Genomic DNA, 24,696 nt, shown 5'->3' on the forward strand with positions numbered 1-24,696 from the left:
GAACCGTGCGTCAGGGGATCAGGACGACCTTGCCGAGGTTGGTCCGCGCCTCGATCTCCCCGTGCGCCTTCGCCGCGTCCGCCAGGGCGAACTCCCCGTGCACGACCGGTCGGAGCTCGCCCGCCGCGAACAGCCGCCACAGCTCCTCTCGCCACTGCTCGTACACCTCCGGCCTGCCGCGGGCGACGCGGGCCATCTGGAAGCCGATGACCGACTTGGCGCCCATGAGCAGGTCGTACGCCCGGACGGTGCCGCCGCCCGAGCTGTACGCCACCAGCCGTCCCTCCGGGGCGAGCGCGGCCAGGGCCGGGGTGAGCAACGCGCCGCCCACGGCGTCCAGGACGTAGTCGACGGGGGTGCCCCAGCTGTCGTCGCCGTAGGTGATGACGTGGTCGGCGCCCAGGCCCCGGACGAAACCCGCCTTGGCCGGGTCGGAGACGGCGCCCACGACCCGCCCCGCGCCGCGGGTCCTGGCCAGTTGCACGGCCAGGTGGCCGACCCCGCCGGCCGCCGCCGTGACCAGGGCCGCCTCGCCCGGCTCGGGGCGCGCCGCCTCCAGGGCGCCGAGCGCGACCAGGCCGCTGCGGACCAGGGCGACCGCGGTGACGGCGCCGGCGTCGCGCGGGACCGGGGAGGCCATCGCCTCGTGCAGGAGGGCGAAGTCGGCGTAGCCGTGCCCGAAGCAGAGGCCGGTCACCCGCTCGCCGGGGGAGAAGCGGGTGACGCCCTCGCCGACGGCCGTGACCTCTCCGGCGATCTCACCGCCGAGCGGCACCGGCTCGGCCGCTTCCGTGATCTTCCGGACCACCGGGAGCGTCACGCCGATCGCCTCCGTGCGCACCAGCAGCTCTCCGGGGCCGGGCTCGGGGACCGGAGCCTCCTCGACGAAGAAGGGGCCGCCTCGGGATTCGTAGCGGACGCGGCGCATCGCACCTCCGGGGGCGCTGGTCACCCAGCAGGTCGTTGGTGATCCCAACGAGTTCGTCGGGGTGCCCAACGGTATAGGAGGATCATAGGAAGGACCAACGATTTCCTGGTTAGGCTGCGGTCATGTCGGAAGCCCCCCTCCCCGCGATCCGCTCCCTGCCCAGCTGGCTGCTCGGGCGCGCCGCCGCCCGGGGCCGCGCCCTGGTGGCGCAGGCGCTGGCCGAGCAGGACATGCGCATGTGGCACCACGTGGTGCTGTCGGCCGTACGCGACCTCGCCCCCGTCGCCCAGGCGGACCTCGGCCGCGCGGTCGGGCTCGATCCCAAGGACCTGGTCGGTGTCCTCGACGACCTCCAGGCGGCCGGACTGGCGGTGCGTGAACCCGACCCGAAGGACCGGCGCAAGAACGCGGTGTCCCTCACCGTCCGGGGAGCCCGGCTGCTCAAGCGCTGCGAGACGGCGGCCCGGGCGGCCAACGACGAACTGCTCGCGCCGCTGTCGGCGGCCGAGCGCGAACAGTTCACGGGCATGCTGCGCCGGATATCCGGCACGGGCGACTGACCGGCGGCGGGCAACCTGCCCGGGTGACCGGCCGGCGGCGGACAACCGACCCGGGCGACCGGCCGGCGGCGGACAACCGACCCGGGCGACTGACCGGCGGCGGACAACCGACCCGGGCGACCGGCCGGCGCCCGATATCCGGCCCGGGCGGCGGACGACCCCGGGCGGGCCGGGCCGAGACGGGCCCCTGCGGGCCGGCCGAGACGGGGCCCCTGCGGCGCAGGGGGCGCTCCCCGCCGGTCGGGGCCCCGCCGCCGTGCAGCGGGGCGAACCTGCTCAGCCCTGGGCGGCCGCGGCCCGCACAGCGATCCGGTCCTCACCCGCGTACACGTTCATGGAGCTGCCCCGCAGGAAACCCACCAGCGTCAGGCCCGTCTCGGCGGCCAGGTCCACCGCCAGCGAGGACGGCGCCGACACCGCCGCCAGCATCGGAATGCCGGCCATCACGGCCTTCTGCGCCAGCTCGAAGGAGGCCCGGCCCGACACGAGCAGGATCGCCCGCGACAGCGGCAGCCCGCCGTTCTGCAGGGCACGGCCGACGAGCTTGTCGACCGCGTTGTGCCGGCCCACGTCCTCCCGGACGTCCAGCAGCTCGCCCTCCTCGGAGAACAGGGCCGCCGCGTGCAGGCCCCCGGTCCGGTCGAAGACCCGCTGGGCGGCGCGCAGCCGGTCGGGCAGGCTCGCCAGCAGCTCGGGGGTGACCCGGACCTGCGGGGTGTCGGCGAGGGGCCAGCGGGCCGTGGTGCGCACCGCGTCCAGGGACGCCTTGCCGCACAGACCGCAGGAGGACGTCGTGTAGACGTTGCGCTCCAGCGTGATGTCGGGGAGCACCACGTCCGGGGCCGTCTGCACGTCGACCACGTTGTACGTGTTCGAGCCGTCGGCGGTGGCCCCGGCGCAGTACACGATGTTCCTGAGGTCCTGCTGCCCGCCCAGCACGCCCTCGCTCACCAGGAAGCCCGCCGCGAGCGCGAAGTCGTCGCCCGGGGTGCGCATCGTGATCGCCAGGGGCTTGCCGTTCAGCCGGATCTCCAGCGGTTCCTCGGCGACGAGCGTGTCGGGCCGGCTGGAGACCGCCCCGTCCCGGATGCGGAGCACCTTGCGTCGTTCCGTGACTCGTCCCATGTCTTGATCAGTCCCGGTTCTGTACGTGCTGGTAGCCGAAGCGGCCCTTGATGCAGAGGTTGCCGTGGGTCACCGGGTTGTCGTGCGGCGAGGTGACCTTGACGATCTCATTGTCCTGTACGTGCAGCGTCAGGTTGCAGCCCACGCCGCAATACGCGCACACCGTGGTCGTCTCCGTCTGCCGCGACGCGTCCCAGGTACCCGCCGCGCGCATGTCGAACTCGGATTTGAAGGACAGCGCGCCCGTGGGGCACACCTCGATGCAGTTCCCGCAGTACACACACGCCGAATCGGTCAGCGGGGCGTCGTGCTCGACGGCGATCCGGGCGTCGAACCCGCGCCCGGCGACCGAGATCGCGAACGTGTTCTGCCACTGGTCGCCGCAGGCGTCGACGCACTTGTAGCAGAGGATGCACTTGTCGTAGTCGCGCACGTAGAGGTCGTTGTCGACCCGCGGCTCCTCGTCGAGCCGGGCCGCGTCCGGGCCGAAGCGGTCCGGCTTGGCCTCGTACTCCTTGAGCCACTCGGCGACCCGGGGCGTGGTGGACAGGTCCACGGAGGACGCGAGCAGCTCCAGGACGATCTTCCGGCTGTGCCGGGCGCGCTCGCTGTCGGTGCGGACCTCCATGCCCGGCTCGGCCTTGCGGGAACAGGCCGGGACCAGCGTGCGCGCCCCCTCGACCTCGACGACACAGACCCGGCAGGCGTTCTTCGGCCGCAGCGTGTCGCCCTCGCACAGGGTCGGGATGTCCTTGCCCGCCGCCCGGCAGGCGTCCAGGATCGTCGAGCCCTCGGGGACCCGGGCGGCCTCGCCGTCGATATTGAACTCCAGCAGCCGGCGCGGGATCCCCAGCGGTGTGACGGTCATTCGTACGCCCCCAGACGGTCGATGGCGGATTCCACGGCGTTCCACGCGGTCTGCCCCAGACCGCAGATCGAGGCGTCCCGCATCGCGCGGCCGACCTCCCGGAGCAGGGCGATGTCGCCCGCGGCGGCGGCGCCCGTGCGCTCCGCGATCCGGTGCAGCGCCTCCTCCTGCCGCACGGTCCCGACCCGGCAGGGCACGCACTGCCCGCACGACTCGTCGCGGAAGAACTCGGCGATGCGCAGCAGCAGCCGGGGCAGGGGCACGCTGTCGTCGAAGGCCATGACGACCCCCGAGCCCAGGGTGGTGCCGGCCTCGCGCGTCCCCTCGAAGGTGAGCGGGATGTCCAGCTCGGCGGCGCGTACGAAGCCGCCCGCCGCGCCGCCGAGCAGCACCGCCCGCAGTCCCTCCCGCACCCCGGCCAGGGCCAGCACCTCGCCCAGCGTCGCCCCGAACGGCACCTCGTACACACCGGGCCGCTCGACGCTCCCCGAGACGCAGAACAGCTTCGGTCCGGTCGAGCGCCCGGTGCCGATCGCGGCGTACGCGGGGGCGCCCATGGTCAGGATCGGCAGGACGTTGACCAGCGTCTCGACGTTGTTCTCGACCGTCGGCTTGCCGAACAGGCCCTTCTCCACCGGGAACGGCGGCTTGGAGCGCGGCTCGCCGCGGTAGCCCTCGATGGAGTTGAACAGGGCCGTCTCCTCACCGCAGATGTAGGCGCCCGCGCCGCGCCGGATCTCGATGTCGAAGGCGTAGCCCTGGCCGAGGACGTCGTCACCGAGCAGGCCCCGGGCGCGCGCCTGCGCGATGGCGTGCTCCAGCCGGCGCAGGGCGCGCGGGTACTCGCCGCGCAGGTACAGGTAGCCCCGGTGGGCGCCGGTCGCGTACCCGGCGATCGTCATCGCCTCGACCAGCGCGTACGGGTCGCCCTCCATCAGGACCCGGTCCTTGAAGGTGCCGGGCTCGGACTCGTCGGCGTTGCAGACGATGTAGTGCGGGTGGTCCGGCTGGGACGCCGTGGCCTGCCACTTGCGGCCTGTGGGGAAGGCGGCCCCGCCGCGCCCGACCAGGCCCGAGTCGGTGACCTCGCGGATGACGCCCGCAGGACCCAGCTCGAAGGCCCGGCGCAGGGCCGTGTACCCCCCGTGGGCGCGGTAGTCGTCGAGGGATGCCGGGTCGGCCACCCCGACCCGGTGCAGCAGCATCAGCCCGTCCTGCCCGGCCTGGGGCACCGCCAGGGCGGCCGGGGGCTCCTCCGGCGCCGAGTCGGGGGCGCTCGCGGCGAGGACGGCCCGCTCGACGGTCGCCGGCGCCGACACCGCCGTGCGGACCGGGTCCCCGGCCCTGATCGCGAGCGCGGCCGGGGCGCGTTCGCACAGCCCCAGGCAAGGGCTGCGCTGCACGCTCACCCCGCTGCCGGGGCCCAGCCGCTCCTCGATCCCGGAGCACAGCCCGGGCGCCCCGGCCGCCGCGCACGCCAGGTCCGTGCACACGTGCAGCACGGTCGCCGGGCGCGGCTTGACGGAGAACATCGCGTAGAAGGTGGCGACCCCGTACGCCTCCGCCGGCGGCACGGTCAGGCGCCGGCACAGGTAGTCCAGGGCGCCGTCGCTGATCCAGCCGATCCGGTCGTTGATCGCGTGCAGCCCCGGCAACAGCAGGTCGCGGCGGTCCCGGGCCGCACGTCCGCCCCGGGCCCACCGCAGATCACCGGCCCGCATCTCGTCGCGGTCGGCACCCTCCCAGGAGGACTCCGGGGGCCCGAGCAGGGCGTCCACGGCCGCCCGTTCCTCGTCCGTCGGTTTGCTGTCGCCGAAGTGCAGGTCCACGGTGCGTCACCCCACGATGGTCGCGATGGGCAGCTTCTCGATCCGGATCGCCGACGCCTTGAACTCCGCCGTCCCCGCGATCGGGCAGTTCGCCTCGATCGTCAGCGCGTTGGTGTCCACCTCGTCCGGGAAGTGCATGGTCATGAAGGCGAGCCCGGGCCGCAGCGCGGGATCCACCCACACGGGCGCGGTCACCGACCCGCGCCGCGAGGTCACCCGCACCTGCTCGCCGACCACCACGCCGTAGCGCTCGGCGTCCTCCGGCGACAGCTCGACGTACTCGCCGCGGCGCAGCGGGGAGGCGTAACCGCCGCTCTGCACCCCGGTGTTGTACGAGTCGAGGCGCCGCCCGGTGGTGAGCCGGATCGGGTACCGCTCGTCGGTGAGGTCCACGGGCGGGTCGTGCTGCACGATCCCGAACGGCGCGAGCCGCCCGCGCCGCGCGGGGTCGGGGTCCCACAACCGGCCGTGCAGGTAGGTCGGTTCGAGGCCGTCGGTGCTCGGGCAGGGCCACTGGATGCCCTGGTGTTCCTCCAGGCGCTCGTAGGTCATGCCGTAGTGGTCGGGGGAGACCGACCTCAGTTCGTTCCACACGGTCTCGGCGTCGGCGTACTTCCAGTCGTGGCCGAGGCGGGCGGCGAGGTCGCAGAGGATGTCGATGTCCTCGCGGGCCTCCCCGGGCGGGGCGACGGCTTTCCGGACGCGCTGGACCCGGCGTTCGCTGTTGGTGGTGGTGCCCTCGGTCTCCGCCCAGCCGGCCGTCGCGGGCAGGACGACGTCCGCCAGCTCCGCCGTCTTCGTGAGGAAGATGTCCTGCACGACCAGGAAGTCGAGCGCCCGGAGCCGCCGTACGGCCTGCTCGCTGTCGGCCTCGGACTGGGCCGGGTTCTCGCCGATGCAGTAGACGGCCTTGAGGGTGCCGTCCTCCATGGCCTCGAACATCTCGGTGAGGTTCAGGCCGTAGTGCGGCTGGATGACGGTGTCCCAGGCCGACTCGAACTTGTGCCGTGTGCCGGGGTCGAGGATGTCCTGGAAGCCGGGCAGGCGGTTGGGGATCGCGCCCATGTCGCCGCCGCCCTGCACGTTGTTCTGCCCGCGCAGCGGCTGCAGGCCCGAGCCCCAGCGGCCGACGTGCCCGGTGAGCAGGGACAGGTTGATCAGGGCGCGGACGTTGTCGGTGCCGTTGTGGTGCTCGGTGATGCCGAGGGTCCAGCACAACTGGGCCCGCTCGGCCCGGGCGTAGGCGTGCGCCAGCTCGCGGATCGCCGCCGCCGGGACGCCCGTCACCTTCTCGGCGAGCGACAGGGTCCACGGCTCGACCAGCGCCCGGTACTCCTCGAAGCCGGTGGTGGCCCGCTCGATGAACGCCTCGTTCGCGAGGCCCGCGTGGATGATCTCGCGGCCGATCGCGTGCGCCATCGGGATGTCCGTGCCGACGTTCAGCCCGAGCCAGCTCTCCGCCCACTCGGCGGTCGACGTGCGGCGCGGATCGACCGCGTACATCCGCGCCCCGTTCCTGATGCCCTTCAGCACGTGCTGGAAGAAGATCGGGTGCGCGAAACGGGCGTTGGAGCCCCACATCACGATGACGTCGGTGTGCTCGATCTCCTCGTACGACGACGTCCCGCCGCCCGAGCCGAACGCCGCCGACAGGCCCGCCACGCTCGGGGCGTGGCAGGTGCGGTTGCAGGAGTCGACGTTGTTGGTGCCCATGACGACGCGGGCGAACTTCTGCGCCACGTAGTTCATCTCGTTGGTGGCGCGGGCGCAGGAGAACATGCCGAAGGCGCCGCGGTTGCGCTCCAGCCCCCGGGCCGCCCGGTCCAGGGCCTCCTCCCAGCTCGCCCGCCGGAACGGCTCGTCCCGGGAGTCCCGCACGAGAGGGTGGGTGAGTCGGGTGTAGGTCTTCGGTTCACGCTTCCTCATGCGGCGCTCCTCAGCGCGAGCAGGTCCGAGATGGCGTGCACGGTGCGCAGGGTGGGCACCTCCACGCCGGTGATCTCCGCCAGCTCGACGACCGCCGCGAGCAGCACGTCGAGTTCGAGCGGCTTGCCACGCTCCAGGTCCTGGAGCGTGGAGGTGCGGTGGTCGCCGACCCGCTCGGCGCCCGCCAGCCGGCGCTCGATGGAGACCCCGACCTCGCAGCCCAGGGCCTCGGCGACCGCCAGCGTCTCGGTCATCATGATCTCGATGACCCGGCGGGTGCCGCCGTGCAGGCACATCTGCCGCATGGTCGCGCGGGCCAGCGCGCTGATCGGGTTGAAGGAGATGTTGCCGAGCAGCTTGAGCCAGATGTCGTTGCGCAGGTCCGGCTCGACCGGGCACTTCAGTCCGCCCTCCCGCATGGCCTCGCCGAAGTCCAGACAGCGCGCCGAGCGGCTGCGGTCGGGCTCGCCGACGGAGAACCGGGTGCCTTCCAGGTGCCGTACGATTCCCGGGCCTTCGAGCTCGGTCGCCGCGTAGACCACGCAGCCGACGGCCCGTTCGGGCGCGAGCACCGCACTGACCGCGCCGTCCGGGTCCACGCTCTCGATCCGGTGGCCGTCCCAGGGGCCGCCGTGCCGGTGGAAGTACCACCAGGGGATGCCGTTCTGGGCCGCCACGACGGCCGTGGTGTCGTGCAGCAGCGGCGCGATCAGCGGCCCGCACGCCGCGTACGCGTTGGCCTTCAGGCCCAGGAAGACGTAGTCGACCGGGCCGACTTCGGCCGGGTCGTCGGTCGCGTGCGGGTGCGCGGTGAAGTCGCCGCGCGGGCTGCGCACCCGGACTCCGTGCCGCCTCATGGCCGCCAGGTGCGGTCCACGGGCGATGAGATGCACCTCGGCACCCGCGCGGTGGAGCGCGGCGCCGACGTAGGCGCCGATGGCACCGGCGCCGAGAACTGCGACTTTCATAACGAGGGAGCTCCGTTCGGTCGAGGGTACCGAGGAACTGCCGAGACTCTGTCGACGAAATATTGTCTACAGTATGGAGGTTGGGGCGGCAAGGGTCCGCGCAGCGACCGTTCGGCGCATGCTGGATACCGCTCACCGCATACGGTCGACGCACCGCCTTCTCAACCGCCCCACGGATCCCTACCGTCCGGGGTTCATGAGTCCCCCCGTCGCGCCCGTGGGCTGGAGCCGCTGGCTCGTCCCGCCCGCCGCGCTCTCCGTACATCTCTCCATCGGCCAGGCCTACGCCTGGAGCGTGTTCAAACCGCCCCTGGAGTCCGCCCTCGGGCTCAGCGGCACCCAGAGCGCGCTGCCCTTCCAGCTGGGCATCGTCATGCTGGGCCTGTCGGCCGCGTTCGGCGGCACGCTCGTGGAGCGCAACGGCCCCCGCTGGGCGATGACCGTCGCCCTGGTCTGCTTCTCGTCCGGATTCCTGCTCTCCGCGCTGGGCGCGTCCCTGGAGCAGTACTGGCTGATCGTCCTCGGCTACGGCTTCGTCGGCGGCATCGGCCTCGGCATCGGCTACATCTCCCCGGTCTCCACCCTCATCAAGTGGTTCCCGGACCGGCCCGGCATGGCCACCGGCATCGCCATCATGGGCTTCGGCGGCGGCGCGCTCATCGCCTCGCCCTGGAGCGCCCAGATGCTGGAGTCCTTCGGGTCCGACAGCTCCGGCATCGCGCTGGCCTTCCTGGTGCACGGGCTGTCGTACGCGGTCTTCATGCTGCTGGGCGTGCTGCTGGTCCGGGTGCCGCGTGAGCGGCAGCAGACGGCGAGCGGGCCCGGTCTCTCCACCGGCCCGCAGGTCTCGGCGAACCAGGCCATCCGCACTCCCCAGTTCTGGTTCCTGTGGATCGTGCTCTGCATGAACGTCACCGCCGGCATCGGCATCCTGGAGAAGGCCGCGCCGATGATCACCGACTTCTTCGCGGACACCTCCACACCGGTGTCGGTGACGGCCGCCGCCGGTTTCGTCGCGCTGCTGTCGGCGGCGAACATGGCCGGGCGCATCGGCTGGTCGTCGACCTCCGACCTCATCGGCCGCAAGAACATCTACCGCCTCTACCTCGGCGTCGGCGCGCTGATGTACACACTCCTCGCCCTGTTCGGCGACTCCTCCAAGCCCCTGTTCGTCCTGTGCGCGCTCGTCATCCTCTCCTTCTACGGCGGCGGCTTCGCGACGATCCCGGCGTATCTGAAGGACCTCTTCGGCACCTACCAGGTCGGGGCCATCCACGGGCGGCTGCTCACCGCCTGGTCCACGGCCGGGGTGCTCGGGCCGCTCATCGTGAACTGGATCGCCGACCGGCAGGAGGCGGCGGGCCGGCACGGCGCGTCCCTGTACGGCCTGTCGTTCGTCATCATGATCGGCCTGCTCGTCGTCGGCTTCGTCGCCAACGAACTCGTCCGCCCCGTCGCCGACCGTCACCACGTGCCCGCCCCGAGGGAGGCCGCTCATGCCGAGCGACAGCAGTCAGAGTCCGCCTAGCCCCGACCGGCGGTGGCTGATCGCCCTGGCCTGGGTGTGGGTGGGCGTCCCGCTCGCCTACGGGCTGTACGAGCTGGTCCGCAAGGCGACGCAGCTGTTCACCGGGTAGCCGTTCGACAGGTGTCCGGGCGTCCGGGCTCCTGACGGAAGCCGACAACCAGGGCGCCTGTTTCCTGTCGCCTCGCCTGCCGTCGTACCCGTGAGTCACTGATCAGACTGGTGGATCCGCTGCCCAAGGAGACGAGGGGGACCCACCCAATGAACGGCTCGCGCATCGCCGCCGTCGGCCACTACCAGCCCGCCAAGGTGCTCACCAACGAGGACCTGGCGGGCCTGGTGGACACCACTGACGAGTGGATCAGGAGCCGGGTGGGCATCCGCACCCGCCACATCGCGGGCCCGGACGAGCCGGTCGACGAACTGGGCGCGCACGCCGCCGCCAAGGCCCTCGCGGCGGCCGGACTGGCCCCGGCCGACATCGACCTGGTGCTGGTCGCCACCTCCACCGCCGTCGACCGCTCGCCCAACATGGCCGCCCGGGTCGCCGCCCGGCTCGGCGTCCCGCAGGCCGCCACCATGGACCTCAACGTGGTCTGCGCCGGCTTCACCCACGCCCTGGCCACCGCCGACCACGCCGTGCGCGCGGGGGGCGCGACCCGGGCCCTGGTCGTCGGCGCCGACAAGATGTCCGAGGTGACCGACTGGAGCGACCGCACCACCTGCGTGCTCGTCGGGGACGGGGCCGGGGCCGCGGTGGTGGAGGCCGCGGACGAGCCGGCGATCGGGCCCGTGCTGTGGGGCTCGGTGCCCGAGATGGGCAACGCCGTACGCATCGAGGGCACCCCGCCGCGCTTCGCGCAGGAGGGGCAGAGCGTCTACCGCTGGGCGACGACCCAGCTGCCGCCCATCGCGCGCCGGGCGTGCGAGCGGGCGGGCCTCCAGCCCGCGGACCTCGCGGCGGTCGTGCTGCACCAGGCGAACCTGCGCATCATCGAACCCCTCGCCGAGAAGATCGGCGCGGTGAACGCCGTCGTCGCCCGGGACGTCACCGAGTCCGGCAACACGTCGGCCGCGAGCATCCCGCTGGCCTTCTCCAAGCTCGTCGAGCGGGGCGAGATCGCCACGGGCGACCCGGTCCTGCTGTTCGGCTTCGGCGGCAACCTCTCCTACGCCGGGCAGGTCGTGCGCTGTCCCTGAACCGCCGTCCGCGGCGGGGGGGGGGTGACGCGGTCAACTCCCCGGAGCCCTGGCACTTGTGCGCCGTAGACTGTAGACGAAAGACAATCGATACTGACTCTGCGGCGACACCGGCGTCGGCCGCGCCGTGCACGGCCCTGCCGAGGAGGGGGACCGCGATGCTGTCGACAGGCCTGCCCCAAGGGGCGGTACCCAAGCTGGAACGCCCGGGTCCGCTGCGCGACCGTGTCTACGAGGCACTCCTCGAACTCATCACCACCCGAGCCCTGCAGCCTGGCCAGCACCTGGTCGAGAGCGAGCTCGCCGGGCATCTGGGCGTGTCCCGGCAGCCGGTGCGCGAGGCGCTGCAGCGGCTCAACACCGAGGGGTGGGTCGATCTGCGGCCCGCCCAGGGCGCGTTCGTGCACGAGCCGACCGAGGAGGAGGCCGACCAGCTCCTCACGGTCCGTACGCTCCTGGAGGCCGAGGCGGCCCGCCTCGCCGCGGCCAACGCCGACAGCGCAGGCATCGCCACCCTGGAAGCGCTGTGCGCGGAGGGCGAGAAGGCCGTGGAGACCGACGACGTGGACGGGGCCGTCGCCATGAACGCGCGCTTCCACGCCACGATCATGGAGCTGGCCGGCAACACGGTCCTCGCCGAACTCGCCGCCCAGGTCGACCGGCGTGTGCGCTGGTACTACACGCCGGTGGCCCGCCAGCGCGGCCACCAGTCCTGGATCGAGCACCGTGAGCTCATCGCCGCCGTCACCGCCCGCGACGAGCAGCGGGCGACCCAGCTGATGCGCGAACACACCGAGCACACCCGCCGTTCGTACCACGCGCGCGCCCGCTCCTAGGCGTCGGCCGGCCGGCGGCACGGCCTGATCCGCACGGCCTGATCGGCGCGGCCTGATCCGCCCTGCCTGATTTGCCTCGCCTGATCCGCACCGCCTGATCCGTACCGCCCGGGCCCCTGTGCGGCCCGGGCTTCGGCGTGCCCTTGCGCGGTGCGCGGGCCCGTCGTGACGCGCCCGCGAGGGAGGGCCCTGCCCGCGCCTTTGTCCTCTGAGTGGAAAAAGTAGGAGGCAATTCCTGCGCGACTTCTTCCCACTCCCGGCAGCCACTGCTACGTTCCCTCCGAAAGCCCGCCACCGAGGTGGCGGAAAACCGGCGCGCACAGGCCGATCGAGGCGGGGAGGGGCTCGTGAGACGTATGACCGCACGACCCGGGAACGCCCACCAGGCCCGACTGCTCAAGCTGCTGCGCGACGGCGGCCCCAACTCCCGTGCCCAGCTGGGCGACCAGGTCGACCTCTCGCGGTCCAAGCTCGCCGTGGAGGTGGACCGGCTGCTGGAGACGGGGCTGGTCGTGGCCGACGGACTCGCCGCCTCGCGCGGCGGCCGCCGCTCCCACAACATCCGGCTCAACCCCGAACTCCGCTTCCTCGGCGTCGACATCGGCGCGACCTCGGTCGACGTCGCCGTCACCAACGCCGAGCTGGAGACCCTCGGGCACATCAACCACCCGATGGACGTGCGCGAAGGCCCGGTCGCGGTCTTCGAGCAGGTCCTGGCCATGGCCGCGAAGCTGAGGGCCTCCGGGCTCGCGGAGGGGTTCGACGGCGCCGGCATCGGCGTCCCGGGCCCGGTCCGCTTCCCCGAGGGCATCCCGGTCGCACCGCCGATCATGCCCGGCTGGGACGGCTTCCCCGTACGGGAGGCGCTCAGCCAGGAACTGGGCTGCCCGGTCATGGTCGACAACGACGTGAACCTGATGGCGATGGGGGAGCAGCACGCGGGCGTCGCCCGCACCGTGCCCGACTTCCTCTGCGTCAAGATCGGCACCGGCATCGGCTGCGGCATCGTCGTCGGCGGTGAGGTCTACCGCGGCACGACGGGCAGCGCCGGCGACATCGGGCACATCCAGGCCGTCCCCGACGGCCGCCCCTGCGCCTGCGGCAACCGGGGCTGCCTGGAGGCCCACTTCAGCGGGGCGGCCCTCGCCCGCGACGCCCTGGAGGCCGCCCAGCAGGGGCTCTCGGCCGAACTGGCGTCACGCCTGGAGACCAACGGCGACCTGACAGCCGTCGACGTCGCCGCCGCGGCCGCCGCCGGAGACGCCACCGCCCTGGAGCTGATCCGCGAGGGCGGCAACCGCACCGGCCAGGTCATCGCCGGCCTGGTCAGCTTCTTCAACCCCGGCCTGGTGGTGATCGGCGGCGGGGTGACCGGCCTCGGCCACACGCTGCTCGCCGCCATCCGCACCCAGGTCTACCGCCAGTCGCTCCCGCTCGCGACCGGCAACCTGCCCATCGTCCTGGGCGAGCTGGGACCCGCCGCCGGCGTCATCGGCGCGGCCCGGCTCATCAGCGACCACCTGTTCTCCCCCGCCTGAGCGCACTTCGGCACTTCGCAACTCAGCACTTGGCAACTCAGCACGTCGGCACTTCGCAACTCAGCACTTCAGCAGTTCAGCACGTCGGCACCACGCTCCCGTCACCGAGCCCTGCTCCGCCCTGCCCTGCCTTGCTCTGCCCTGCCCTGAACCGGCCCGCACGTCCGCCAAGGGGACCTCATGGCACCAGAACCACCGCTGCTCAGCATGTCCGGCATCACCAAGTCGTTCCCCGGAGTCCGGGCCCTCGACGGCGTCGACCTCGATGTCCTGGCCGGCGAGGTGCACTGCCTGCTCGGCCAGAACGGCGCCGGCAAGTCGACCCTCATCAAGGTCCTGGCCGGCGCCCACCAGCCCGACACCGGCACCATCCGCTGGCGCGGCGAGGACGTCACCCTCCGCTCGCCGATCGCCGCCATGCGCCTCGGCATCGCGACCATCTACCAGGAACTCGACCTGGTGGAGCACCTGTCGGTCGCCGAGAACGTCCACCTCGGACACGAGCCGACCGCCGCCGGCTTCGTCGTCCGGGGCAAGGCGGCCAAGGCGTCGACGGCCGCCCTGCTCCAACGGCTCGGCCACGCCGAGATCGACCCCGGCCGGCTGGTCGGGGAGCTCTCGGCCGCGCAGCAGCAGATCGTGTCCATGGCCCGGGCGCTCTCCCACGACGTGCGGCTCATCGTGATGGACGAGCCGTCCGCCGCCCTCGACCCGGACGAGGTCGACAACCTCTTCCGCATCGTCGGCGACCTGACCGCCGCCGGAGTCGCCGTCGTCTACATCTCCCACCGGCTGGAGGAGATCCGCCGCATCGGCGACCGGGTCACCGTCCTGAAGGACGGCCGGGCCGTGGCGAACGGGCTCCCCGCGAAGTCGACCCCGACCCGTGACGTCGTCGCCCTGATGACCGGCCGCAATGTCGAGTACGTCTTCCCGGACCGGCCGGTCTCGCCGCCGAGCGCGGAGCCCGTGCTCCGGGTCCAAGGGCTGTCGCGGCAAGGGGAGTTCGAGACGCTCGACCTCGACGTGCGGCCGGGCGAGATCGTCGGCCTCGCCGGGCTCGTCGGCTCGGGCCGCTCCGAGATCCTGGAGACCGTCTACGGCGCCCGCAAACCGACGACCGGTCAGGTGCTGGTCGATGGCAGGCCGTTGCGGCCGGGCAGCGTCCGCGCCGCCGTCCGGGCCGGGCTCGGACTCGCCCCCGAGGAACGCAAGGCGCAGGCCCTGCTGATGCTGGAGTCCGTCACCCGCAACGTCTCGGTCTCCTCCATGTCCCGCTTCTCGCGCGGCGGCTGGATCGACCGGGGCGCCGAACTCGGCGCCGCCCGGGCCGCCACCCGTGAACTGTCGCTCAGGCCCGACAACCCGTCGGTGCCCGTGCGCACCCTGTCCGGCGGCAACCAGCAGAAGGCCGTCCTGGCCCGCTGGCTGCTGCGCGGCTGCAAGGTGCTGCTGCTCGACGAACCCACCCGGGGCGTCGACGTCGGCGCCCGCGCCGAGCTCTACGCGGTCATCCGCCGCCTCGCCGACGAGGGCCTCGCCGTGCTGCTGGTCTCCAGCGAGGTGCCCGAGGTGCTCGGCCTCGCCGACCGCGTCCTGGTGCTGCGCGAGGGCCGGGTCGTCCACACGGCACCCGCCCGCGAGCTCGACGAACACCGCGTACTCGACCTGGTCATGGAAGGAAGCCCGGCGTCATGACGCAGCCCGTCTCCCCGCCGCTGGACAGCAGCACCGACAAGGTGCCCCAGGCCCGGCCTCCGGCCTGGCGCGGCCTGCTGTTCCGCGCCGACGTCCGCACCCTGTCCCTGCTCGGCGTGCTCGCCGTGCTGGTCCTCATCGGCGGCATCACCAAGCCCGACGAGTTCCTCGACACCCGCAACCTGCAACTCGTCCTCACCCAGGCGTCCGTCATCGGCGTCGTCACCGTCGGCATGACCTTCGTCATCGTCTCGGGCGGCATCGACCTGTCGGTCGGCGCGATCGTCGCCCTCGCCTCCGTGTGGGCCACCACCGTCGCCACGCAGGAGTACGGCTTCGCCGGCATCCTCTTCACGGCGATCGTCGTCGGAGTCGGCTGCGGCCTGGTCAACGGGGTGCTCATCGCCTACGGCGCGATGGTGCCGTTCATCGCCACCCTCGCCATGCTCGCCTCCGCCCGCGGTCTCGCCCTGCAGATCACCGACGGCAAGACGCAGATCGTCACCGTCCCGTCCGTCCTCGACCTCGGCGAGCGCGACGCCTACGTCCTCGGCATCCCGCCGCTGGTCATGGTGTTCGCCGTCGTCACGGTCATCGGCTGGCTGGTGCTCAACCGCACCACCTTCGGCCGCCGCACCGTCGCCGTCGGCGGCAACCCGGAGGCCGCCCGGCTCGCCGGCATCGACGTGCGCCGCCAGCGGCTCTACCTCTACCTGCTGTCCGGACTGTGCTGCGGCATCGCCGCCTTCCTGCTGATCGTCCTGGCCGGCTCGGGCCAGAACACCAACGGCAACCTCTACGAACTCGACGCCATCGCCGCCGCCATCATCGGCGGCACCCTCCTCACCGGCGGCCGCGGCACCATCACCGGCTCCGTCCTCGGCGTCCTGATCTTCACCACGATCACCAACATCTTCGCCCTGAACAACCTGCAGAGCGACGTCCAGCAGATCGCCAAGGGCGCGATCATCGTCGCCGCCGTGCTGGTCCAGCGCCGTACCGCGAGCACGACCTGAGGAAAGGGTTCACCGCCATGCCAGAGATCACGAGCCGCAGAGGACTGCTCTTCGGGGCCGCCGCCGTCTCCGCCGGTGCCCTCATCACGGGGTGCACCAGCAACGAGCCGTCCGACTCCAAGGACGAGCCGGCCGGCAACAACCAGCCGGCCGCCGACGACAAGCCCGGCAAGCAGGTCACCATCGGCTTCGCCGGACCGCAGGCCGACCACGGCTGGCTCAACGCCATCAACGACAACGCCAAGAGCCGCGCCGAGAAGTACTCCGACGTCACCCTGGAGATCACCGAGGGCTCCAACGACACCGCCCAGCAGATCGGCCAGATCGAGACCCTCATCAACAAGAAGGTCGACGTCCTGGTCGTACTCCCCGCCGACGGCAAGGCCCTCACCCAGGTCGGCCTGAAGGCGATGCGCGCGGGCATCCCGGTGGTCAACCTCGACCGGATCTTCAACACCCCGCAGGCCTACCGCTGCTGGATCGGCGGCGACAACTACGGCATGGGCCTCAACGCCGGTCACTACATCGGCGAGAAGCTCAAGGACAAGCCCGACGCCCGCGTCATCGAACTGGCCGGCCTCGACAACCTGGAGCTGACCAAACAGCGCACCAAGGGCTTCGACGACGCCCTGAAGAACTACCCCAACATCAAGAAGGTCGCCCGCCAGGCCGCCGAGTTCACCGTCGAGTCCGGGCAGGCCAAGATGGCCCAGCTGCTCCAGGCGCAGTCGAAGTTCGACGCGCTGTGGAACCACGACGACGACCAGGGCGTGGGCGCGCTGCGCGCCATCGAGCAGGCCGGGCGCGACGATTTCCTGATGGTCGGCGGCGCGGGCGCGCTGTCCGCCTTCCAGGCCATCAAGCAGGACGACGGCGTGCTCAAGGCGACGGTGCTGTACCCGCCGACCATGGCCGCCTCCGCGATCGACCTCGCCCGCGCCCTCGGCCAGGGCAAGGGGATCGGCGGCATGGCCGAGTTCGAGATCCCCGCCTCCATCACGCTCTACTCGGCCGTCGTCGACAAGACCAACGTCGACCAGTACATGCCCACCGGCTTCAAGTGATCCCGCCCGCACCCCCCACGTGCGCCACCCCGACCAGGACGAGGAGGACACCCGTATGGGACAGCCGCAAGCGCCGTCAGATGGGACCGAGGCAGGCAAACCACCCCTGCGCGTGGGAATGGTGGGCTACGCCTTCATGGGCGCCGCCCACTCCCAGGGCTGGCGCACCGCGGGCCGCGTCTTCGACCTGCCGCTGGACCCGGTGCAGGCCGTGATCTGCGGCCGGGACCGGTCCGCCGCGCAGGCGGCGGCCGACCGGCACGGCTGGGCGTCCGTGGAGACCGACTGGCGTGCCCTGGTCGCCCGGGACGACGTCGACCTCGTCGACATCTGCACCCCCGGCGACAGCCACGCCGAGATCGCGCTCGCCGCCCTGGCCGCCGGCAAACACGTCCTGTGCGAGAAGCCGCTCGCCAACACCGTCGAGGAGGCCACCTCGATGGCCCGGGCGGCCGAGGAGGCGTACGGGCGGGGGCAGGTGGCGATGGTCGGCTTCAACTACCGCCGGGTCCCGGCCACCGCCCAGGCCCGCCGGATGGTCGCCGAGGGCCGGCTCGGCCGGCTGCGGCACGTACGCGTGACGTACCTCCAGGACTGGCTGGTCGACCCCGCGTTCCCGCTGACCTGGCGGCTGCGCAAGGAGCAGGCCGGCTCGGGCTCGCTCGGCGACCTGGGCGCACACATCATCGACCTCGCCCAGTACCTCGTGGGGGAGCCGCTGGCCGGCGTGTCCGCCCTGACGGAGACCTTCGTCCGGGAGCGGCCGCTGCCCACCGGCGCCACCAGCGGACTGTCCTCCGTCTCGGCCGCCGGCAAGGGCGAGGTCACCGTGGACGACGCGGCCCTGTTCACGGCCCGCTTCCCCTCCGGAGCGATCGCCTCCTTCGAGGCCACCCGCTACGCCACCGGCCGCAAGAACGCCCTGCGCATCGAGCTCAACGGCGAACGCGGCTCCCTCGCCTTCGACCTGGAGCGGCTCAACGAGCTGTCCTTCCACGACGGCACCCAGCCGGGCACGGAGGCCGGCTTCCGCCGCATCCTCGTCACCGAACCCGACCACCCCTACCTGGAGGCCTGGTGGCCGCCGGGCCACGGCCTCGGCTACGAGCACACCTTCGTCCACCAGGCCCGCGACCTCGTCCACGCCATCGCCGAGGGCCGCCGCCCCGACCCCTCCTTCACGGACGGGCTCCAGGTGCAGCGCGTGCTCGCCGCCGTGGAGGAGAGCGCCGAGAAGAACTCCGTCTACACCCCGATCGCGGTCTGAGGAGGCCCCTTTCCATGCCGCGCACCTTCACGCTCTTCACCGGCCAGTGGGCGGACCTGCCCCTGGAGGAGGTCTGCCGCCTGGCCCGCGACTTCGGCTACGACGGCCTCGAACTCGCCTGCTGGGGAGACCACTTCGAAGTCGACAAGGCGCTGTCCGACCCCGGATACCTCGACGGCCGCCGGGCGCTGCTCGACAAGTACGGCCTGAAGTGCTGGGCGATCTCCAACCATCTGGTCGGCCAGGCCGTCTGCGACGCCATCATCGACGAACGCCACGAGGCGATCCTGCCCGACGCGATCTGGGGCGACGGCGACGCGGAAGGGGTCAGGCAGCGGGCCGCCGAGCGCATGAAGGACACCGCGCGGGCCGCGGCCGCCTTCGGCGTCGACACCGTCATCGGCTTCACCGGCTCCGCCATCTGGCACCTGGTCGCCATGTTCCCGCCCGCGCCCGAGTCGATGATCGAGCGCGGCTACCAGGACTTCGCCGACCGCTGGAACCCGATCCTCGACGTCTTCGACGCCGAGGGCGTGCGGTTCGCGCACGAGGTCCACCCCAGCGAGATCGCCTACGACTACTGGACGACCCAGCGGGCCCTCGAAGCCGTCGACCGGCGCCCCGCCTTCGGACTCAACTTCGACCCCTCGCACTTCGTGTGGCAGGACCTCGACCCCGTCGGTTTCCTGTGGGACTTCCGCGACCGCATCTACCACGTCGACTGCAAGGAGGCCCGCAAGCGCCTGGACGGACGCAACGGCCGGCTCGGCTCCCACCTGCCCTGGGGCGACCCGCGGCGCGGCTGGGACTTCGTCTCCGCCGGGCACGGCGACGTGCCCTGGGAGGACGTCTTCCGGATGCTGCGCTCCATCGACTACCAGGGCCCGGTCTCCGTCGAATGGGAGGACGCCGGCATGGACCGGCTCCAGGGGGCGCCGGAGGCGCTGACCCGTCTGAAGGCCTTCGACTTCGAGCCGCCCAGCGCGTCGTTCGACGCCGCGTTCAACAGCTGAACCGCACACCCGGCCCAGGTCGGGGACGGGGACCGGCACCCCCTGCCGGTCCCCCCTCCGACCTGCCCGGATACCGCTTTGTCCTGTGCTGGGAGAAAGCTGAACCGATCCTGGCGCAAGGGGTGTTCGCCCCGGACGGAGACGGTTACCGTCCTTGAAGTGTTCAGGACACACGCACCTCCGGGGTGACGGCGCACCCCGGCGCCCGCACCGCACGTCTTCGTACCCACCCCGTACGGCCCACCCGTTCCCGGAGGGACTTCGTGCACAGAACCAGCCTCACACGCACCCGCACCCCCAGACGCCCCACACTGCGCACCACCCTTGCCCTGTTCACCGGTCTGCTCCTGGCCGTGGGCACCCCGGCCGGCGTCGCCGGCGCCCACCCCGGCCACCCGGAGCACGACGAACCGGCGGCCGCCGAGGGCCAGTTCCAGCAGGTGCCGCTCGCCAAGGGCGAACCCGAGATGGGCGAGCCGATGTCGCTCGCCGTGCTCCCGGACCGCAGCGTCCTGCACACCTCGCGCGACGGCACCCTGCGCCTGACCGACCAGGGCGGTGTCACCAAGGTCGCCGGCAAGATCCCCGTCTACACCCACGACGAGGAAGGCCTCCAAGGCGTCGGCGTCGACCCGGACTTCAAGAACAACCGGGCGATCTACCTCTACTACGCCCCGCCGCTCGACACCCCCGCCGGCGACGCCCCGGAGACCGGCACCGCCGAGGACTTCAAGAAGTTCGACGGCGTCAACCGCCTGTCCCGCTTCACGCTGAACGCCAACGGCACACTCAACACGGCCAGCGAGAAGAAGGTCATCGACGTCGCTGCCTCCCGCGGCACCTGCTGCCACGTCGGCGGCGACATCGACTTCGACGCCGACGGCAACCTCTACCTGTCGACCGGCGACGACACCAACCCCTTCGCCTCCGACGGCTACACGCCGATCGACGACCGGCCGAACCGCAACCCGGCCTTCGACGCCCGCCGCAGCTCCGGCAACACCAACGACCTGCGCGGCAAGATCCTGCGCATCAAGGTCGCCGAGGACGGCTCCTACACGATTCCCGAGGGCAACCTCTTCGCCCCGGGCACCGACAAGACCCGTCCCGAGATCTACGCGATGGGCTTCCGCAACCCGTTCCGGATGAGCGTCGACGACAAGACGGGCATCGTCTACGTCGGCGACTACGGCCCCGACGCGGGCGCCGCCGACCCCAAGCGCGGGCCGGCCGGACAAGTCGAGTTCGCCAAGGTGACCAAGGCGGCCAACTTCGGCTGGCCGTTCTGCACCGGGAACAACGACGCCTACGTCGACTACGACTTCGCCACCAAGGAGTCCGGCGAGAAGTTCGACTGCGCCGCCCCGAAGAACACCTCCCCGCACAACACGGGCCTGACCGACCTGCCGCCCGCGCAGGCCGCCTGGATCCCGTACGACGGCGGCTCCGTGCCCGAGTTCGGCACCGGCTCCGAGTCCCCGATGGCCGGCCCGGTCTACCGCTACGACCCCGAGCTCGACTCCAGCGTCAAGTTCCCCGAGGCCTACGACGGCGACTTCTTCGCCGGTGAATTCGGCCGCCGCTGGATCAAGCGGATCGAGCAGAACGACGACGGGTCCGTCGCGAAGATCAACGACTTCCCGTGGACCGGCACCCAGATCATGGACATGGAGTTCGGCCCCGACGGCGCCCTCTACGTCCTCGACTACGGCGTCTCCTGGTTCCAGGGCGACGAGAACTCCGCGCTGTACCGGATCGAGAACGCCGAGGACGGCTTCTCCCCGATCGCCGAGGTGAGCGCCGACAAGACGTCCGGAGCGGCCGGCCTGAAGGTCACCTTCACCGGCTCCGCCAAGGACGCCGACTCCACCGACCTCACCTACAGCTGGGACTTCGGCGACGGCACCAAGGGCGAGGGCCTCAACCCCACCCACCGGTACAAGAAGGTCGGCACCTACAGCGCCACCTTCACCGCCAAGGACCCCGAGGGCAACACCGGCAACGCCAGCGTCCGGATCGTGGTCGGCAACACCGAGCCCAAGGTACGCATCGACGTCCCGGGCAACGGAACCCTGGCCGCCTTCGGCCAGCCCGTCCCGTTCAAGGTGACCGTCACCGACCCCGAGGAGACCGTCGACTGCTCCAAGGTCAAGGTCGCCTACAGCCTCGGCCACGACTCCCACGCCCACGAGCTGACCAGCGAGATGGGCTGCGAGGGCACCCTGAAGCCGCCGCCCGGTGACGGCGGCCACGACCCCAACGCCAACATCTACGGCGTCGTCGGCGCCAGCTACACCGACGGCGGCGCCAACGGCCAGGAGGAGCTGACCGGCACGGCCCGCACCGTCCTGCAGCCGCTGCACCGCCAGGGCGAGCACTTCACCACCCAGTCCGGCGTGTCCGTCGTCGACAAGACCGGCGCCAACGGCGGCAAGACCGTCGGCGACATCAACGACGGCGACTGGATCTCCTTCACCCCCTACCGGTTCGACGGGCAGAAGAAGATGACCGTGCGGGCCTCCTCCGGCGGCGCGGGCGGCTTCGTCGAACTGCGCACCGGCTCGCCCGAGGGACCGCTGCACGGCTCGGCCTACATCCCGCCGACCGGCGGCTGGGAGACGTTCCAGAACGTCGACGTGCCGCTGCGGTCGCTGCCGAAGAAGACCACCGACATCTACCTGGTCTTCAAGGGCGGCGAGGGCGCCCTGTTCGACGTGGACGACTTCGAGTTCTCCAAGGAGCCGTTCAAGGGCGGCAAGAAGGTCCTGGTCTTCTCCAAGACCGCCGGCTTCCGGCACGACTCCATCCCGGCCGGCATCGCCGCGCTGAAGGAACTCGGCGGCCCGGCCGGCATCACGGTCGACGCGACCGAGGAGGCCCGGCAGTTCACCACCACCAACCTTGCCAAGTACGACGCCGTCGCCTTCCTGTCCACCACCGGCGACGTGCTCGACGCCGGGCAGCAGAAGGCGTTCGAGGACTACGTGGCGGGCGGCGGCGGGTACATGGGCATCCACGCGGCGGCCGACACCGAGTACGACTGGGAGTTCTACGGCGGCCTCGTCGGCGCCTACTTCCACTCGCACCCGGCCATCCAGAAGGCCACCGTCCGCGTCGAGGACCACGACCACCCGTCCACCGCGCACCTGGGCGACGCCTGGGAGCGCACCGACGAGTGGTACAACTACCGCACCAACCCGCGCGAGCAGGCCAAGGTCCTCGCCACCCTGGACGAGACCACCTACCAGGGCGGCACCATGAAGGGCGACCACCCGATCGCCTGGTGCCAGAGCTACGGCGGCGGCCGCTCCTTCTACACCGGCGGCGGCCACACCAAGGAGTCCTACGCCGACGAGGCCTTCCGCGCCCACCTGCTCGGCGGCCTGCAGTACGCCACCGGCCAGGTGAAGGCGGACTGCAAGCCGGGCAAGGAATACCGGAAGATCTTCAACGGCCAGACCCTGGACGGCTGGAAGCAGGCCGGCCCCGGCAAGTTCGTCGTCAAGGACGGCGTGATGGAGTCCGAGGGCGGCATGGGTCTGCTCTGGTACCAGGCCAAGGAGCTGAAGTCGTACTCCCTCAAGCTCGACTGGAAGATGCAGGGCGACGACAACTCCGGGATCTTCGTGGGCTTCCCGGCCTCCGACGACCCCTGGTCCGCGGTGAACAAGGGCTACGAGATCCAGATCGACGCCACGGACGCACCCGACCGCACCACGGGCTCGGTCTACTCCTTCAAGTCGGCCAACATCAAGGCCCGTGACCAGGTTCTGCGGCCGCCCGGCCAGTGGAACTCCTACGAGATCAAGGTCCAGGGCGAACGCCTCCAGGTGTTCCTCAACGGAGTCAAGATCAACGACTTCACCAACAAGGACCCCGAGCGGAGCCTGACCGACGGCTACATCGGCCTGCAGAACCACGGCGCCGACGACCAGGTCTCCTTCCGCAACATCCAGCTCAAGGAACTGCCCGTCCAGGGCCAGTGAACGGCGGCGGGCGGGGGACGCCGGACCCCCGCCCGCCGTCTCCCCCCTCCCCCCGGGTTCGCGCACGACCAGGAGGCTGCCCATGTCCGCGTTCCTTCCCCGACCCCGCGTGGGCGTGTGGCTGATCGGAGCCCGAGGCTCCGTCGCCACCACCGTCGTCACGGGGTGTGCCGCCGTCACCGCGGGACTGCACCCGCCCACCGGCATGGTGACCGAGACCCCCGCCTTCACCGACAGCGGCCTTCCCGCCCTGTCCGACCTCGTCTTCGGCGGCCACGACACCCTCGACTGCCCCCTGCCCAAACGCGCCGAGACCCTGACCGCCGGCGGCGTCCTGCCCCCCGGCGTCGCGACCGCCGTCGCCGCCGAACTCGCCGCCGCCGACCGGGAGATCCGCCCCGGCGGCCCCACGCCCGGGGACACCCGCGGCGAGGCCGACCTGATCACGGCCTTCGCCGACGACATCCGCGACTTCACGCGCCGCCACGCGCTCGAACGGACCGTGGTGGTGAACGTCGCCTCCACCGAACCCGCCTCGCACGGCCCGGGCGCCCCCCTGCCGGCCAGCACCCTGTACGCCCTGGCGGCCCTGCGCGCGGGCTGCCCCTACGTCAACTTCACCCCCTCCGAGGGCATGCATCACCCCGTCGCCGCGCGCGAGGCCGAACACAGCGGACTGCCCTACGCCGGCCGCGACGGCAAGACCGGACAGACCCTGCTGCGGGCCGTGCTGGGCCCGATGTTCGCCCAGCGGGCCCTGCACGTGCGGGCCTGGTCCGGCACGAACCTGCTCGGCGGCGGAGACGGCGCCGCCCTCGCCGACCCGGCGGCCGCCGCGGCGAAGAACGCCGGCAAGGAACGCGTCCTCGCCGACACCCTCGGCAACGTGCCCGAGGGCGAGGTGCACATCGACGACGTCCCCGCCCTCGGCGACTGGAAGACCGCCTGGGACCACATCGCCTTCGACGGCTTCCTCGGCACCCGCATGGTCCTGCAGACCATCTGGCAGGGCTGCGACTCGGCGCTCGCCGCCCCCCTGGTGCTCGACCTCGCCCGCCTCACCGCCCGCGCCCACGAAACGGGCCTGTCCGGCCCGCTCGCCCCCCTCGGGTTCTACTTCAAGGACCCGGTGGGTGACGGCCCCGCCGGCCTGTCCGAACAGTACGAGCAACTGGTCCGGTTCGGGCGGGGGTTGGGGCGGATCGGGGCAGGGGGCGGTGACGCGCGGCCGGAGCAGCGGGCCGACGCATCGGGGGAAGCGCTGTGACGCTGCGCGACCGCTCGTGCGACACGTCCCTGGCCGACGCGTCCGGCACCGGGCATGTCCCGGCCCTCCGCACCCCCACCGG

Annotated in this window: 19 protein-coding genes; 13 read left to right on the forward strand and 6 right to left on the reverse strand. The window is 71.9% G+C overall.

The genetic code is table 11. The features are described from left to right. Nucleotides 1-10: 10 nt before the first annotated feature. Nucleotides 11-928, reverse strand: a complete 918-nt coding sequence (locus CHR28_RS12410) for a quinone oxidoreductase family protein (RefSeq protein WP_094053635.1) — start codon at nt 926-928, stop codon at nt 11-13. Between the two features lie 122 nt (nt 929-1,050). On the opposite strand from CHR28_RS12410, the gene CHR28_RS12415 reads away from it, so the two are divergent. Continuing rightward, the gene (locus CHR28_RS12415; protein WP_094053636.1) at nt 1,051-1,488 is read left to right on the forward strand and encodes a MarR family winged helix-turn-helix transcriptional regulator; all 438 of its coding nucleotides are present in this window, start codon (nt 1,051-1,053) and stop codon (nt 1,486-1,488) included. A 276-nt stretch (nt 1,489-1,764) separates the two neighbouring features. Here the strand turns inward: CHR28_RS12415 and fdhD are convergent, their stop codons facing one another. The 5 genes from fdhD to CHR28_RS12440 are packed head-to-tail and all read right to left on the reverse strand — an operon-like array spanning nt 1,765 to nt 8,204. After that, entirely contained in the window at nt 1,765-2,613 is an 849-nt protein-coding gene (gene fdhD, locus CHR28_RS12420; protein ID WP_094053637.1) for a formate dehydrogenase accessory sulfurtransferase FdhD, read from the reverse strand. 7 nt (nt 2,614-2,620) lie between these two features. Continuing rightward, complete coding sequence (locus CHR28_RS12425; protein WP_094053638.1) at nt 2,621-3,481, reverse strand: 2Fe-2S iron-sulfur cluster-binding protein; 861 nt, start codon at nt 3,479-3,481, stop codon at nt 2,621-2,623. After that, the gene (locus CHR28_RS12430) at nt 3,478-5,310 is read right to left on the reverse strand and encodes an NADH-ubiquinone oxidoreductase-F iron-sulfur binding region domain-containing protein (protein ID WP_094053639.1); all 1,833 of its coding nucleotides are present in this window, start codon (nt 5,308-5,310) and stop codon (nt 3,478-3,480) included. The genes CHR28_RS12425 and CHR28_RS12430 overlap by 4 nt, the downstream gene beginning before the upstream one ends. A 6-nt stretch (nt 5,311-5,316) precedes the next feature. Then, nucleotides 5,317-7,236, reverse strand: a complete 1,920-nt coding sequence (locus CHR28_RS12435; protein WP_094053640.1) for a molybdopterin oxidoreductase family protein — start codon at nt 7,234-7,236, stop codon at nt 5,317-5,319. After that, nucleotides 7,233-8,204 (reverse strand): 2-dehydropantoate 2-reductase, encoded by a 972-nt coding sequence (locus CHR28_RS12440; RefSeq protein ID WP_094053641.1) that lies wholly within the window; start codon nt 8,202-8,204, stop codon nt 7,233-7,235. The genes CHR28_RS12435 and CHR28_RS12440 overlap by 4 nt, the downstream gene beginning before the upstream one ends. A gap of 196 nt (nt 8,205-8,400) precedes the next feature. On the opposite strand from CHR28_RS12440, the gene CHR28_RS12445 reads away from it, so the two are divergent. The 12 genes from CHR28_RS12445 (at nt 8,401) to CHR28_RS12495 (ending at nt 24,614) form a co-directional block, all read left to right on the forward strand. Continuing rightward, nucleotides 8,401-9,732, forward strand: a complete 1,332-nt coding sequence (locus tag CHR28_RS12445; protein WP_094053642.1) for an OFA family MFS transporter — start codon at nt 8,401-8,403, stop codon at nt 9,730-9,732. After that, nucleotides 9,701-9,841, forward strand: coding sequence for an MFS transporter small subunit (locus CHR28_RS37755; RefSeq protein ID WP_179272410.1), 141 nt, complete (start codon nt 9,701-9,703; stop codon nt 9,839-9,841). Before CHR28_RS12445 ends, CHR28_RS37755 begins: the two co-directional genes overlap by 32 nt. A 149-nt stretch (nt 9,842-9,990) precedes the next feature. Further along, complete coding sequence (locus CHR28_RS12450) at nt 9,991-10,929, forward strand: beta-ketoacyl-ACP synthase III (RefSeq protein ID WP_094053643.1); 939 nt, start codon at nt 9,991-9,993, stop codon at nt 10,927-10,929. Between the two features lie 158 nt (nt 10,930-11,087). Continuing rightward, nucleotides 11,088-11,765 carry a GntR family transcriptional regulator gene (locus tag CHR28_RS12455; RefSeq protein ID WP_094053644.1) on the forward strand — a complete coding sequence of 226 codons (678 nt, stop codon included), beginning with the start codon at nt 11,088-11,090 and terminating at the stop codon, nt 11,763-11,765. Between the two features lie 356 nt (nt 11,766-12,121). After that, nucleotides 12,122-13,303: an ROK family transcriptional regulator gene (locus CHR28_RS12460; RefSeq protein WP_094053645.1), complete on the forward strand. Its 1,182-nt coding sequence runs from the start codon at nt 12,122-12,124 to the stop codon at nt 13,301-13,303. A gap of 180 nt (nt 13,304-13,483) precedes the next feature. Then, on the forward strand, nt 13,484-15,001 hold the full coding sequence (locus CHR28_RS12465) for a sugar ABC transporter ATP-binding protein (protein WP_094053646.1): 1,518 nt from the start codon (nt 13,484-13,486) through the stop codon (nt 14,999-15,001). Beyond that, a complete protein-coding gene (locus tag CHR28_RS12470; RefSeq protein ID WP_094053647.1) occupies nt 14,998-16,017 on the forward strand; it encodes an ABC transporter permease in 1,020 nt (339 codons plus the stop codon). Before CHR28_RS12465 ends, CHR28_RS12470 begins: the two co-directional genes overlap by 4 nt. A 17-nt stretch (nt 16,018-16,034) precedes the next feature. Further along, a complete protein-coding gene (locus tag CHR28_RS12475; protein ID WP_094053648.1) occupies nt 16,035-17,081 on the forward strand; it encodes a substrate-binding domain-containing protein in 1,047 nt (348 codons plus the stop codon). 55 nt (nt 17,082-17,136) lie between these two features. After that, nucleotides 17,137-18,348, forward strand: a complete 1,212-nt coding sequence (locus CHR28_RS12480) for a Gfo/Idh/MocA family protein (RefSeq protein ID WP_094053649.1) — start codon at nt 17,137-17,139, stop codon at nt 18,346-18,348. A 14-nt stretch (nt 18,349-18,362) separates the two neighbouring features. Then, nucleotides 18,363-19,361, forward strand: a complete 999-nt coding sequence (locus tag CHR28_RS12485) for a sugar phosphate isomerase/epimerase family protein (RefSeq protein ID WP_094053650.1) — start codon at nt 18,363-18,365, stop codon at nt 19,359-19,361. A 263-nt stretch (nt 19,362-19,624) separates the two neighbouring features. Further along, entirely contained in the window at nt 19,625-23,347 is a 3,723-nt protein-coding gene (locus CHR28_RS12490) for a ThuA domain-containing protein (protein WP_094053651.1), read from the forward strand. 82 nt (nt 23,348-23,429) lie between these two features. Beyond that, nucleotides 23,430-24,614: an inositol-3-phosphate synthase gene (locus CHR28_RS12495; protein WP_094053652.1), complete on the forward strand. Its 1,185-nt coding sequence runs from the start codon at nt 23,430-23,432 to the stop codon at nt 24,612-24,614. The last annotated feature ends 82 nt before the right edge of the window (nt 24,615-24,696 follow it).

Source organism: Streptomyces sp. XY006, from assembly GCF_002237655.1.
GTDB lineage: Bacteria > Actinomycetota > Actinomycetes > Streptomycetales > Streptomycetaceae > Streptomyces > Streptomyces levis.

Bases quoted from the DNA above. Each gene is read 5' to 3' on its own strand.
- CHR28_RS37755 (WP_179272410.1), top strand. From the start codon at position 9,701: ATGCCGAGCGACAGCAGTCAGAGTCCGCCTAGCCCCGACCGGCGGTGG.
- CHR28_RS12425 (WP_094053638.1), bottom strand. From the start codon at position 3,481: ATGACCGTCACACCGCTGGGGATCCCGCGCCGGCTGCTGGAGTTCAAT.
- CHR28_RS12485 (WP_094053650.1), top strand. From the start codon at position 18,363: ATGCCGCGCACCTTCACGCTCTTCACCGGCCAGTGGGCGGACCTGCCC.
- fdhD (WP_094053637.1), bottom strand. From the start codon at position 2,613: ATGGGACGAGTCACGGAACGACGCAAGGTGCTCCGCATCCGGGACGGG.
- CHR28_RS12465 (WP_094053646.1), top strand. From the start codon at position 13,484: ATGGCACCAGAACCACCGCTGCTCAGCATGTCCGGCATCACCAAGTCG.
- CHR28_RS12415 (WP_094053636.1), top strand. From the start codon at position 1,051: ATGTCGGAAGCCCCCCTCCCCGCGATCCGCTCCCTGCCCAGCTGGCTG.
- CHR28_RS12410 (WP_094053635.1), bottom strand. From the start codon at position 928: ATGCGCCGCGTCCGCTACGAATCCCGAGGCGGCCCCTTCTTCGTCGAG.
- CHR28_RS12480 (WP_094053649.1), top strand. From the start codon at position 17,137: ATGGGACAGCCGCAAGCGCCGTCAGATGGGACCGAGGCAGGCAAACCA.
- CHR28_RS12455 (WP_094053644.1), top strand. From the start codon at position 11,088: ATGCTGTCGACAGGCCTGCCCCAAGGGGCGGTACCCAAGCTGGAACGC.
- CHR28_RS12495 (WP_094053652.1), top strand. From the start codon at position 23,430: ATGTCCGCGTTCCTTCCCCGACCCCGCGTGGGCGTGTGGCTGATCGGA.
- CHR28_RS12475 (WP_094053648.1), top strand. From the start codon at position 16,035: ATGCCAGAGATCACGAGCCGCAGAGGACTGCTCTTCGGGGCCGCCGCC.
- CHR28_RS12445 (WP_094053642.1), top strand. From the start codon at position 8,401: ATGAGTCCCCCCGTCGCGCCCGTGGGCTGGAGCCGCTGGCTCGTCCCG.
- CHR28_RS12450 (WP_094053643.1), top strand. From the start codon at position 9,991: ATGAACGGCTCGCGCATCGCCGCCGTCGGCCACTACCAGCCCGCCAAG.
- CHR28_RS12435 (WP_094053640.1), bottom strand. From the start codon at position 7,236: ATGAGGAAGCGTGAACCGAAGACCTACACCCGACTCACCCACCCTCTC.
- CHR28_RS12460 (WP_094053645.1), top strand. From the start codon at position 12,122: ATGACCGCACGACCCGGGAACGCCCACCAGGCCCGACTGCTCAAGCTG.
- CHR28_RS12470 (WP_094053647.1), top strand. From the start codon at position 14,998: ATGACGCAGCCCGTCTCCCCGCCGCTGGACAGCAGCACCGACAAGGTG.
- CHR28_RS12440 (WP_094053641.1), bottom strand. From the start codon at position 8,204: ATGAAAGTCGCAGTTCTCGGCGCCGGTGCCATCGGCGCCTACGTCGGC.